Origin of the sequence: uncultured Fretibacterium sp. (assembly GCF_938030725.1) — a bacterium.
Taxonomy (GTDB): Bacteria; Synergistota; Synergistia; order Synergistales; family Aminobacteriaceae; genus Fretibacterium.
Genome location: NZ_CALHIQ010000024.1, coordinates 1 through 12,673, shown reverse-complemented (window position 1 = coordinate 12,673; position 12,673 = coordinate 1). Strand labels below are relative to the sequence as shown.

Genomic DNA, 12,673 nt, shown 5'->3' with positions numbered 1-12,673 from the left:
CTCCGGCGGGGATCAGCTCTCACTCTTCGACGCCATTGGAAGCGACTCGGGCAGCGAGCCGGAGCCGGACCTCCCCGACGTCGAGGAATATGGAATCTATGATAAGCTGGAGTATGAGAAAGAGGTCACGGGGCTCTACATCTCAGGACACCCCTTCGACAGCTACGAGGCACAGGTCCGCAAGTACGCCAACTGCTCGATCGCGGAGCTTCCCCTGTGGAGGGGGAGGACGGCGCCGAGGGTGGGGGGGCTCATCCTCTCGGTTTCGGAGAAGACGACGAAGAAGGGGGACCTCATGGGCGTGCTGCTTCTGGAGGACTCCGAGAGCAGCATCTCCATGGTGGCCTTCCCCAAGACCTGGGCAAAGATAAAGGAGAGCGTCAGGGTTGGAGTCCCTTGCGTTGCCGAGGGGAAGATGGACGACCGCGAACAGCTGCTTCTGGACAAGCTGACGCCGCTGTCCGACTTCTCGGAGCAGGACCCCCAGATCGTGCGCATCAAGCTGCGGGTGAATCTGGTCCCTCAGTTCGACGTGAAAAACTTTGCCCGCGCCCTGAGGGGATGCCGGGGAGCCTCGCCCATCCTCCTGGAGCTGCGGGACGATCACGACGCCTGCGTCCTGTATCTGAACGATTTTCGGGTCGATGCGCGGTCGCCGGAACGCCTGCAAGAGCGCCTCCTCGAGGCCGTTCCGGCCGAGGCGATCGAGGTGTGCTTGAGCGCAGATTGAGCTTGTGCGGGACATCCGGTTCTTTCGAGCATCTGAAACATCTTTTGAGGTGAATGGAACATGTTTGTGAAAATCGTCTGTACGATAGGTCCTGCCAGCGAGAACTACGACACGCTAAAGGCGATGGCCGACGCCGGGATGAACGTGGCCCGCCTGAACTTCAGCCATGGCGACTACGAGGGACACGAGAAAAAACTGAAGCTGGTCCGGCAGGTGGAGCGCGACGTCAAAAAGCCCATCGCGGCCCTGCTGGACACGAAGGGGCCGGAGATTCGGACGGGCAAGATGCAGGACGGCGCGATCCCCTTGGAGCAGGGCAGCCAGATCGTCCTGACGGGCAAGGAGGAGTGCATCGGCACCCCCAAGCGCATTCACGTGAAGTATCCGCTGCTCGCCGACGAGGTGACGCCGGGGCAGAGCGTCTTCATCGACGACGGTTCCCTGCGCCTGGAGGTGGAGAGGGTGGACGGCGACGACGTCGTCTGCAAGGTGATCGTCGGCGGGGTCCTGAAGGACACGAAGGGCGTCAACATCCCGGGGGCGGACATCTCCCTGCCCGCCCTGTCGGAGAAGGACCGCGAGGACATCGCCTGGGGCATCCAGCACGGGATGGAGTACCTGGCGGTCTCCTTCGTCAAGACCCGACAGGACGTCCTCGACGTGCGGAAGCTGGTGAAGAGCTGCGGCGGGGCCATGAAGCTGTTGGCCAAGATCGAAACGTATCAGGCCGTACAGAACATCGAGGAGATCATCGACGTCGTGGACGGCGTGATGGTGGCCCGCGGCGACCTGGGCGTGGAGATTCCCACGGAGGACGTGCCGCTCGTCCAGAAACGGATCATCGGGCTGTGCCGTTCGAAGGGCAAGGTGGTGATCGTCGCGACGCAGATGCTGGACTCCATGATCCGGAACCCGCGCCCGACGCGGGCCGAGGCCAGCGACGTAGCCAACGCCGTCCTGGACGGGACGGATGCCGTGATGCTCTCCGGAGAAACGGCCTCCGGCAGCTATCCGGTTCAGGCCGTTGCGACGATGCGCCATATCGTCGATCGGACCGAGCGGGAGCTGGGGATGTGGGGGGTGCCCTTCCATGACGGGGCGTCCGTGATGGGAGTGCCGGACGCCGTCAGCGATGCCGCGGTCCTGATCTCGAAACGGGTGCAGGCCTCCGCCATCCTCTCCCTGACGAAGAGCGGCTCAACGGCCAAGATGATCAGCAAACACCGGCCGATGTGCCCCATCCTGGGGCTGACGCCGCTGCAGCAGACCTGGCGCGAACTGGCCCTCTGGTGGGGAGTGCAGCCGGTGCGCCTGGTGGAGCAGAACGACGTCAACGTGGCCGCCCGCGAAGCCATCAACAAGTGCCTTCAGGACGGCCTCCTGACGGAGGGGGAGCTGGTGGTCATCACGGCAGGCGTCCCCCTTGGCCAGCCCGGCTTCACGAACATGGTGGAGGTACTGACGACGGGGACGGTCCTGCTCTCGGGCATCCCCCTGCTGAACAAGAACATGTCGGGCCCCATCTGCATCGCCACGACGCCGGAGGAGGCCCTTGAGAAGGTCACTCCGGGCTGCGTCCTCGTCGTTCGGCAGATCACCGAGGACTATCGTCCCGTCCTGGACAAGGTGGGTGCCCTGATCTCCGAGAGCGGGATGCTCGTTGCGGACGGCAATTCCCTCGCTGTCGACTACAACCTGCCCTGCGTCATCCGGGTGATGGACGCCTTCGCCACGCTTGCCGACGGGGACATCGTCACGGTGGACGGGACGAAGGGCCTGATCTATCGCGGCAAGGTCCGGCTCGTCATTTAAGGAAGAATCGATAGAGAATTGGGCTGAGAAGATGAGTTCAATATGGTCCGATGCCAGGACGTTTCTTGACATTTTTATCGTCTCCTTGATCATCTACCGCCTGTTGGTGCTGATCGTGGGGACGAGGGCGGTGCAGCTTTTGAAGGGCGTGCTGATCCTTGTCCTCTTTTCGGCTCTGGCGTCGATGCTCCGCTTTCGTCTCGTCTCGTGGCTGATCGGCCAATCGCTCTGGGCGCTGAGCTTCGCCATCCCCATCGTCTTCCAGCCGGAGCTTCGCAAGATGCTGGAGGAGATCGGGCGCGGCAACCTTTGGCAGCGTCAACTTCCCCGGGATGTGGCGGAGCAGCGCGTCCGCCACATCATGGGGGCCCTCGGCTACATGAAGGTGCACCGCATTGGAGCGCTCCTGGTACTTCAGGAGGAGACGGGGCTTGGCGAGTACTACAATACGGCAGTGCATCTGGACGCCAACATAACCCAGGAGCTCATCATCTCCATCTTCTGGAAGGACAACCCCCTGCACGACGGCGCCCTGATCATGAACCGCTATTCCCTCATCGCCGGAGGATGCTACTTGCCTCTGATCGACGCCCCTGAGATATCCCGCTGGTACGGGACGCGCCACAGGGCGGCGCTGGGCCTGTCGGAGATATCCGACGCCATTGTCCTCGTGGTCTCCGAGGAGAGGGGAGAGATATCCCTCGCCTTCAAGGGGCACCTGTCAAAGAACCTCAAGGACGCTCAGGTGGAGAAGCTCCTGATGCACTACTTCGTGGGCGAACCGACGTTCCGCAGTTGGAGGGACAGATTGCAGAGCTTCCAACAGTTGCTCTGGGACCCCAGCACCCGGCAGCTGCACGAAGACCACAGCGACCGGTCTTAGGGAGAACGGACACAGGATGGATGGCATATCATGAAATCGGCTAGAAGAATCGATGAAATTTTGACCTCGCCATGGGCGCTGTGGGCCATATCCGTTGCCACGGCTATTTTGATGTGGTTTTACGTTACGGAAAACGATGAAGGCATCTACGTGACGCAAAAGTTCTCCTCCCCTCTCGAATACCGCTTCCTGGATTCCCAGTTGACGCTCCGCAGCAGGGTCGCTGAGGTGGACGTGGAGATCAGGGGCCCAGAGAAGGCGATGGCGAGGCTCGACTACGGTCTCGTATCCTGCTTCGTGGACGCCAAGAACCTCGTCGGCGGCATCCGCTACACGCAGAACGTCAACGTGAGCCTTCCCCCTGACATCACGCTGGTTTCCTGCGTGCCCTCTCAGGTCGTAGTGGAGCCCGTGCGCCAGGCCTCACGGCGCATGCCCGTCGAGATTGCCCTGCCGCAGGACGTGCCGGAGGGCCAGTACCTGGAGGGGGTCGAGGTGCTGCCCAAAGAGGTCACCGTCCGCGGGTCCGAGGGGGACATCGCGAAGGTCGGGGCCTTGCAGGTGATGCCGACCGTCGCCGAACTGCAGCTGGGGAAGGAGCTGCTCCTGCCCGTCAAGTTCGTCCAATCGGAGCCCTTCGAGGACAGCGTTGTCCTGGAGCCCTCACAAGCGAGGGTCCGGGGGGCCCTGGTGCGCGGCCTTCCGAAGAAGATGGTGCCGATCAACGCAAGGCTCAGCGGCAACCCAGACCGGGACCACGAGGTCAAGTCCGTCCTGACGGACCCGCTGGAGGCCCAGGTCGAGGGGCGCTCCTCCGTCCTGGCGAAGATTACGGCGGTGGATACGGAAACGGTGGACATCTCGCTTCTCTCTGCGGATCAGACGCTCATCGTCCCCCTGCGCGCCCCAAAGGGGGCGGAGTTGTCCGGGGTGAAGTCCGTGCGCCTCACGGTGACGCTCGGTGAGTTGAAGGCCGGAAAACAGCTGGCCAACGTCCCCATTCAAGTCCGTGGATCGGAGGCCGACCAGTGGGTCGTTTCACCGGCCTCCGCTGCCGTCATCATCGAGGGGACGCCCTCTCGGGTGGAGGAGGTCACGCCGGAAAGCGTGGGGCTGAGCCTGTACGTCGATCTTTCAAATATCTTTATCACTCCGGTGGACCTGGCGCTCAGGGCCGAGGTCGCCTCCGCTGATTTTCGCGTGGTAAGAATCGAACCCTCTACGGTGACCGTTAACGCGGCTGAAAATCCGAAAAGATGGTGAGGTCGTCCTTTATGAAGAGCAAGAGAGTGTTGTTTGGCACGGATGGCGTCCGTGACGTTGCGAATAAAGGAGGGATGACGCCTGAGATGGCGTTGAGGCTGGGCCGGGCCTTCATCCTGTTCCTGGCAGAACGGGGCACGCCCAAGCCGCGCATCGTCCTGGGGCGCGACACGCGGCGCAGCGGCATGATGCTGGAGGGGGCTCTGTCCGCCGGCATGACCTCCGCGGGCGCGGAGGTGCTCTCTCTGGGCATTATCCCGACGCCCGGCGTCAGCTACGCGGTCCGTCGTCTGACGGTGGACGGCGGAGCGGTGATCAGCGCCTCGCACAACCCGGCGGAGTACAACGGCATCAAGTTCCTGGACCGCGACGGCAGGAAACTGTCCGACGACTCCGAGCTGAGCATCGAGGAGTACATCGGGGACAACCTCACGGACGACTGGCGCCCGACGGGCGCCTCCGTCGGCGAGGTCCGCCAGATCCCGCACATCGTCCACAGCTACGCGGAGCACCTCGCCTCCCTGCTGAAGGACCACGAGGCGACGAAGTCCGGCCTCGTCTTCGACTGCGCGCACGGCGCGGCGGGGACGGTGATGCCGACGCTCATCGAACGCCTGAACGCCGCGTGGCGGCTGATCGGAGCGGACCCCGACGGGATGAACATCAATGAGGGCGTGGGCGTGATGCACATGCGCCACATCGGAAACTGCGTCACGGACTTCGGGTGTCGGATCGGATTCGCCTTCGACGGGGACGCGGACCGGGCGCTGGCTGTGGACTCGCGGGGCCGCGTGATCGACGGCGACATCGTCCTCTGGGTGCTGGCGCGGTGGCTTGCCGGGGAGGGGCTGTTGGGCAGCGGCGTCGCCATGACGGTGATGAGCAACATCGCCCTTGAGGAACACCTGAAGCGCGAGGGCATTGGGGTCTTTCGTTGCCCCGTGGGGGACCGGTACGTGCTCGAAACGATGCTGCGGGAGGGGGCCCGCCTGGGTGGGGAACAGTCGGGACACATCATCGCAGATGCCTTCACCAACACGGGGGATGGCCTTTGCACCGCACTCCTGTTCCTGAACGCGGTCCGTGCACTGGGCGAGGACGTGGACACCCTGGTGGACCGCTTTGGCCGATACCCTCAAAAGCTCTCCAACTTGACCTTGAGGTCCCGCGAGCAGCTGGACCTGGAGCGCATCAACGACATCGCCGCGGAAGCCCAGGCCCGCATAGAGGGCAGGGGACGCATCTTCATCCGCCCCTCCGGCACGGAGCCGCTCCTGCGGATCCTCGTCGAGGCCAGCGAGCTGTCGCTGGTCGAGGAGATGTCGAACCTGTTGATCGAGCAGCTGCGGGACATCTGCTGAGCGCAGCATCCCGCCAGCCCCAATGAAACGGAACGAAAGGAAGGGGAAAGATTATAGATCAAAGGTCCAGGGTAACGAAGTGCCTGTTCCCCGTAGCGGGATTGGGAACGCGATTTCTGCCCGTCACCAAGGAGCTAGCCAAGGAGATGCTGCCACTGGTCAACCGCCCGATCATCTCCTACGGCGTTGAGGAGGCGCTCGCCTCGGGCTGCCCCGACATCATCATGATCACGGGACGCGCGAAGCGATCCATCGAGGACTACTTCGACCGTTCCTTTGAGCTGGAGCAGCTCCTGAAGTCCAGAGGCAAGGAAGCGCTCTATGAGATGATGCTGAAGATATCGAACCTCGCGGACATCCTCTACGTTCGCCAGCGGGAACCCCTGGGGCTTGGGCACGCGGTGCTCTGCGGGGAATCCTTCTGCCGCGACGGGTATTTCGGCGTCCTCCTGCCGGATGACGTCTTTATCAGCGAACGCCCCGTCATGGCCCAGCTGATCGAGGCGCACCGGCGCCTTGGGGGAAGCGTCGTGGCGCTGGAGCTCGTGCCTCCGGAGGACGTGTCCCGCTACGGCATCGTGAGCTCGGAGGACATGGGAAACGGGCTGCATCGCATTCACGACATGGTGGAGAAGCCCGCTCTGGCGGACGCTCCGGGGCGCTACGCCATCATGGGGCGTTACGTCCTCTCGCCTTCGATCTTCCCCCTACTGGCGGAGGGGAAGGTCGGAGCGGGCGGGGAGATCCAGCTGACCGACGCCCTGCGCCGGCTGGTGGCCGTGGAACCGGTGTGGGGCGTCGTGTATGAGGGGCGCCGCTTTGACTGCGGAACTCAGGCGGGATGGCTGGCGGCCAACGTACAGCTCGCCCTGGAAGACCCCTCCTTGAGGGACGTCGTCCTGAACCTCGTAAAGGAAGCCCTTTAGGACCCCCACACAGGATAGGGGACGTTTGAAACGCGCAGGCGCGGGCTTTCAGGCCCGCGCCTGTCCTTTCTCCTTCGAGGGGCAGAGGAGCAGGACCAGCCCCCCCGCCGCCGTGACGGGGATGAACTGCACCATGTGATCCACCAGCGCCGCGGCCAGGGCCTGGTCCCTGGGCACTCCATAGAACGTCAGGGCCGCAACGGCAACGGCCTCATAGACGCCGAGGGCTCCGGGGGAGGAGGGGAGGAGCATCCCCAGGCTGCTCAGCGCAAAGACGCCCAGCGCGTCGGTCCAGCGGAGCCCCAGCTCTGCGGCGCCGTTTAGGACGATGCCGACCTGCAGAGCGTAGAGGGCCCACACCGCGGCGGAACTGCACAGCATCCAGAGGATGCGCCCAGGCGTCATCTGTGCTGTGACCGCATCCAGGAAGCGCGCCAGGAACGCAGTCAGCCCTCCGGGAAGGGGGAGGCGCTCCAGATGGCGCCGCCAGGCCGGGCGGGCCCGGAGCGCCAGGAGAAACAGCCACCCTGCCGCGAGGCAGGCGACGAGCGGAAGCGCGTAGCGCTGCTGCTCCGCCTTCACCATAAACCAGAGGCTGAGCAGCGTCAGCATGTTGACGTCGAAGAACCGCTCAAAGAAGATGAGCCCCATGGCCTCGTCCAGCTTCATGCCCGCGTCGCGTCCGATCCACGCCGCCTTGGCCGCCTCGCCCGCCTTGGCCGGCAGCACGTTGTTGACCGCCAGCCCCACGAGGGAGGCGGGGAAGGTCGAGCGAAAGGCGAGGGGCGGACGACGCATGCCCATGAGCCGGACGCCCATGACGGCGTAGGCCAGAAACGACGTCAGGACCGCCGCGGCGATCGGGAGCGGTGGGAGTCGGCACAGAAGGTCCCAGAGGTCCGACAGCGGAACGCCCCGGAAAGCACAGATCAGACACAGGATGGAAACCCCGAAGCGCAGGAACTCCGGGAGGAGGCGCTTGAGGCGCATCGAACGCAGCCCGTTTTACCGTTTTTGCGTTTGAGCGATGACCTTCGTTCCCAGGTCCCTCCCCATCGCCTCGCACCGCGCAAGGTCCTCCGCAGTGGGGGAGGTGAAGACCTCGACGTCGGGTTCCGCGCGTTCAAGCCTGGCCTTTTCCGCAAACGCCTGCAGCGCAGGGAACGCGCCGCTGGCCCAGCTGTAGCTGCCCGCGATCCCCAGGACGTGGTTCTTCGGCATCCGGTTGAGCAGCTTGGAGCAGAGGGCCTCGATGGGAGGGAAGAGCAGCATGTTGTAGGTGCAGCTCAGTAGCGCCAGGCCGCAGTAGCGCCAGATGTCCCGGAGGATGAAATCTGCCTCCGTGCGGGATGCGTCATACAGGCGAATCTCCTTGACGCCGCTTTCCGAGATGCCGGTGCACACGGCTTCAGCCATGCGCCGCGTGTTGCCGTACATGGAGCCGTAGACGACCACCGCGCCGCGCTCGGTATCGCATCGGCTCCAACGGTCGTAGAGGTCTACCACCTGCTGGGCGTCGGTGCGGAACAGCGTGCCGTGTGCGGGGAAGATGTTCTTGATGGGAAGCCCCCCCAACTTCTTCAGGGCCACCTGAACGCCGCTCGAATACCGCCCCAGGATCGCCGCGTAGTAGCGCAGCATGTCCTCCTCCCAGCGAGGGCGCTCCCGCTGGTCGTCAAAGAGTCCACCTTCGTGGGCGCCGAAGCCGCCAAAGGCGTCGTTGGAGAAGAGCACCCCCGTTGATGCGTCAAAGGTCACCATGCTCTCCGGCCAGTGAACCATGGGGATCGTCGCAAACTTCAGGACGTGCCCTCCCAGGTCCAGCGTGTCGCCGTCCGCCACGGCAAGGGTCTTGGAGGTCACTCCATAATACCCCTTCAGGAGGGGCAGGGTCTTCGCGTTGCCCACGATCTGAAGGTCGGGCCAGCGCCTGCGAAGCTCCAGGATCAGCCCGGAGTGGTCCGGCTCCATGTGGTTGACCACGAGGTAGTCGAGGTCCCGGCCTCCCAGCGCCTCCTCCAGCTTGTGCGAGTACTCGTCGCCCCATGGGCCCTTGACGGTGTCGATGGCCGCCGTCTTCTCTCCCAGGACGACGTAGGCGTTGTACGCAACCCCATTGGGCAACGACCACAACGCCTCGAAGCGCTCCGTCGAGCAATCGTTGACGCCAACCCACCACGTATCTTTATTGACCAGTATCGCCTTGTACATTAAAAAGCCCCTCTTTCCGGAAATCCCTTCAACAAACGGCCCAAACGCCCCCTTAGCCCTGCGGAGCCGGGGCGCCCTCGTACATTGTACAATAAAAAAACGACGCGGCCTCACGGGGAAGTCGCGTCGTTAAGGGCGTCGTTCGCGAGGCGCGCGTCACGCCTTGAGGTGCCGGTCGAACCAGCCCGCGATCTCGCGCAGCCGGGCCAGTCGGTTCCGGGGCCTGCCGGAGCGGCTGAGCTCGTGGTTTTCTCCCTTGAAGACGCACATGCGCGCTTCGACGCCGTTGACCTTGAGCGCCGTGAACATCTGGAAGCCCTGGTTCAGCTCGCAGCGAAAATCCTCCGTCGAGTGGATGAAGAGCGTCGGCGTGTCCGCCTTGTCGGCGTGAGCGACGGGGGACTCGCGCCACGCGGTCTCCGGCTTCCGCCAGGGGGTCCCCAAGTGCTGATCCTCGACGTAATAATAGCCGATGTCACAGCCTCCGAACTTCGATATCCAGTTTGCGATGCTCCGCTGGGAAACGGCCGCCTTGAAGCGATTCGTCTGCGTGATGATCCAGTTCGTCATGTAGCCGCCGTAGGACCCTCCCGTCACCCCCATGCGCGATGCGTCGATGAAGTCCAGGTTCTTGACGCACCAGTCCGCGAAGTCCATCAGGTTGCGGTAGTCGATGTCGCCATACCGGCCCCGGATGTCGCTGAACGCGCCGCCGCGCCCGTCGCCGCCCCTGGGGTTGCAGTAGATGACCGCGTACCCCCTTGCGGCCCAGCACTGCATCTCGTGGTTGTAGATATCGCCAAAGGCCGCTTTGGGGCCGCCATGGATGTTGAGAACGGTAGGGCAGCGCTCCCCCTCGCGCGCATCGACCGGGCGCATGTACCATCCGTCCAGCTCCCATCCGTCGCCTGCCCTGAAGGTGATGTGGATGGGCTGCGACAGCCTGCGTTCCTCAAAGAAGGCGTCGTTGAAGGAGGTCAACCGCCTCTCCTTTCCCTCCTGATAGAGGTAGAGCTCCGGCAGGTGCAGTTCCTCGTAGGCGACGTAGGCGATCCTGTCGTCGTGGACGTCCCAGTCGATCACGGAGGAAACGGCAGGGGTCAACACCTTCAGCCGGCCGTCCTGCGCCAGCGCGTAGAGCCGCGATTTGAAGGCATCCGTGGAGCAGGCGATCATTCCGAGGGACTTTGAGGGGGCGATCGCGCCCTCGTGGTCCCGACAGCCATAGCTCGTGTCGGCGACGATGGCGTGTCCGAAGCTGACGTCCAGCTCCGGCGTCAGACAGTGCATCTCCCCGTCCTCCAGAAGCCAGATCTTCGGGTTCTCGTTCACGCCCATCGCCTTGTGGTCCGTCGCGGTGAGGACGACGGATTCCCCGCTCCAGACGGCGCACTTGAAGGTGAAGGGCAGCGCCCCTGAGAGGAGGCGAAGGTTCCCCGTGTTGAGGTCCAGCATGTAGACGCTGTTCTCAAGGGGCTTTACGTCCTTATAGTCGCAGGCTACGACGAGCGCTTTGTCGCCGTCCGCACTCAACTCGACGCGGGTCACGTCCATCGTGGGCGGGGTCAGGCGGGAGAGCCTGCCTGAGGCGTCGCACGTTGCCAGGCCGACGCGCCTCTGGCCGATATATCCCTTGCCGTTCGCCATGAAGGGAACCTGCTCAAAGACCATGAAGTCCGCGTTCTCCGGATTGTCGTAGACGGGGTCGAAGTTTGCCGTGAGGAGGTATCGACCGGCCTTCAGGGCGCGGATGGCCGACACCGCGTGGGGGACCTCGAAGAGCGGCGTCGCCTCGCCGCCGTCGATGCCGATGGAGTAAAAGCGGGTGACGGCCTTTTCCTCCCCGCGGTCGGCAGCGGCGGGGCGCTTGGACGCGAAGACGATGGATGTGCCGTCCTCGCTCCAGCAGAAGCACTCCTCGCAGCCCGAGGAGGTGAGGCGGCGCGCCTCCCCCGACGGCAGGCTGAGGAGCCAGATGTCCTTGAGGTAGCCATTGCTCTCCGCGTCCGCGCGGCTGACCTTAAAGGCGATCTTCTCGCCGTCCGGCGAGAACGTCGGTGCCGCAAGAAAGTGGAAGTCCAAAAGGTCCTTTTGTTCAACGGGTCGTTTCATCTATGTCGTTCCTCCATCAATTTAGAGAAGCCTGACAGCGCTTCCTTAAAATAAATTTCACGTGGGCCAGGCCCCGATCTCCCCTTCAGGGACAGGCCTTCGAGGCGGTCTCATCGGCCTGCTTCACCGAGATGCTGAACACGTTGACCACGTCGGGGTCCGGACAACAGAAGGCGACGCCGCCCGTGCTCCTGCAGGGCGGGATCGTTCCTCCGTAGCGCAGGATGTCGATGTAGGGGAAGCCCGCGTGCAGGGCCATGGGGCAGAGCTTCCCCCGGTCCCGGTCGAAGTCGAAGGTATCTCCTACCTTGTGCCCGCGATGGCAGCCGCACGGCCCCCGCTTTTCGACCAGCGTGAGGAGTATCTGCGGCCGGCCCGTTCTCGGCGCCCCCTTTTCTTCCACGGTTCGCACTTCCTCTCTCGTCATGATTTTTCCCTGCCGTGATTTTTGCTCTTCGTCCTCCGGACGCAGGCCCGCAGGGTGCGCGACGTGTACTCGAGGTGGCTCGTCAGCGACGCCAACGCCCCCGCGACGTCATGGGCTTTCACCGCTTCCAGTATCTGTCGGTGCTGCTTTTGGGACTCCTCCCGGATGAGGGACATGTGAATCCTGATGTAGCGGTCCACCTGCTGGCGCAGGAGAGCGATCTGGTCCAGGGTCTTGGGGCGGTTTGCGGCGTCGTACAGCAGGTTATGAAAGACGAGGTTCTGCTCCCGCCAGAAGATGCAGTCCGTTTCCCTCTCCATCTTGTCCAGCATGGCCTCGGCCTCCAGGATCGCAGGAGGCTGGATGTTGGGGAAGGCGATGCGCAGGACGGAAACTTCGAGTGCCGTAATCATCTCGTAGATCTCCTGCATCTCCGCGAGGGTCAGGCCCGTGACCACGGCGCCGCGCCGCCCGCGAAAGTCCACGAGGCCCTCCATCTCAAGCAGGCGCAGGGCCTCGCGAAGGGGGATGGGGCTGACCTTCAAGCGTTCCGCCAGCTGGCTCTGATGCAGGGACTCGCCCTCCGGAAGAGTGCCCCGATAGATCGCCTCCCTCAGGATGTTGGCGATATAATAGGGGGCCGGGTTGTCCTTCAGGTGTACTGGAATGAGTCGTTCCAGTGACTCGTAATGAGCATTGGTGTCACTCATGCCGATCGCAGCTTCCCTTCAGAAAAAATTGCAGCGACGTCAAACCAAAACCTTCTTCCCCCATTATAGTGCATGATGCCCCCTTTCGTCCGGCTTTTATTCGGCCGTTGAAAGTTGAAGGTGGCGCAAACGCCCCTTTTTAAGGAAACACTGATTAAGTTGTTGAGAACTGGCAACCGTATAGGCTCCCTTCAGTGCCTGAAACTTCATCAGGCCGCGCGAAGCGCGTGGGGATTGG

Annotated in this window: 10 protein-coding genes and 1 pseudogene; 6 read left to right on the top strand and 5 right to left on the bottom strand. The window is 63.5% G+C overall.

Going from position 1 to position 12,673, the window contains the following annotated elements; genetic code table 11:
- The 6 genes and pseudogenes from dnaE to galU all read left to right on the top strand — a co-directional run.
- Positions 1 to 730, top strand: a pseudogene (dnaE, locus tag Q0629_RS01890) (DNA polymerase III subunit alpha); the annotation flags it as partial.
- Between the two features lie 60 nt (positions 731 to 790).
- Entirely contained in the window at positions 791 to 2,542 is a 1,752-nt protein-coding gene (gene pyk / locus Q0629_RS01885) for a pyruvate kinase (RefSeq protein ID WP_298778223.1), read from the top strand.
- A 31-nt stretch (positions 2,543 to 2,573) separates the two neighbouring features.
- Entirely contained in the window at positions 2,574 to 3,425 is an 852-nt protein-coding gene (cdaA, locus tag Q0629_RS01880; protein WP_298778221.1) for a diadenylate cyclase CdaA, read from the top strand.
- Between the two features lie 111 nt (positions 3,426 to 3,536).
- A complete protein-coding gene (locus Q0629_RS01875; RefSeq protein ID WP_298778220.1) occupies positions 3,537 to 4,688 on the top strand; it encodes a CdaR family protein in 1,152 nt (383 codons plus the stop codon).
- A gap of 11 nt (positions 4,689 to 4,699) precedes the next feature.
- Complete coding sequence (gene glmM / locus Q0629_RS01870; RefSeq protein WP_298778218.1) at positions 4,700 to 6,049, top strand: phosphoglucosamine mutase; 1,350 nt, start codon at positions 4,700 to 4,702, stop codon at positions 6,047 to 6,049.
- A 50-nt stretch (positions 6,050 to 6,099) separates the two neighbouring features.
- Positions 6,100 to 6,975, top strand: coding sequence for a UTP--glucose-1-phosphate uridylyltransferase GalU (gene galU, locus Q0629_RS01865; RefSeq protein WP_298778225.1), 876 nt, complete (start codon positions 6,100 to 6,102; stop codon positions 6,973 to 6,975).
- Positions 6,976 to 7,023: 48 nt separating this feature from the next.
- On the opposite strand, the gene Q0629_RS01860 is transcribed toward galU, so the two are convergent.
- From Q0629_RS01860 to Q0629_RS01840, 5 genes are all read right to left on the bottom strand, one after another.
- On the bottom strand, positions 7,024 to 7,965 hold the full coding sequence (locus Q0629_RS01860) for a lysylphosphatidylglycerol synthase transmembrane domain-containing protein (RefSeq protein ID WP_298778216.1): 942 nt from the start codon (positions 7,963 to 7,965) through the stop codon (positions 7,024 to 7,026).
- 15 nt (positions 7,966 to 7,980) lie between these two features.
- A complete protein-coding gene (locus tag Q0629_RS01855; RefSeq protein ID WP_298778214.1) occupies positions 7,981 to 9,186 on the bottom strand; it encodes an FprA family A-type flavoprotein in 1,206 nt (401 codons plus the stop codon).
- 156 nt (positions 9,187 to 9,342) lie between these two features.
- Positions 9,343 to 11,298 (bottom strand): S9 family peptidase, encoded by a 1,956-nt coding sequence (locus tag Q0629_RS01850; protein ID WP_298778212.1) that lies wholly within the window; start codon positions 11,296 to 11,298, stop codon positions 9,343 to 9,345.
- Between the two features lie 85 nt (positions 11,299 to 11,383).
- Positions 11,384 to 11,725, bottom strand: coding sequence for a TIGR04076 family protein (locus Q0629_RS01845; protein WP_298778210.1), 342 nt, complete (start codon positions 11,723 to 11,725; stop codon positions 11,384 to 11,386).
- Entirely contained in the window at positions 11,722 to 12,435 is a 714-nt protein-coding gene (locus tag Q0629_RS01840) for a GntR family transcriptional regulator (protein ID WP_298778205.1), read from the bottom strand. Before Q0629_RS01840 ends, Q0629_RS01845 begins: the two co-directional genes overlap by 4 nt.
- Between the last annotated feature and the right edge of the window lie 238 nt (positions 12,436 to 12,673).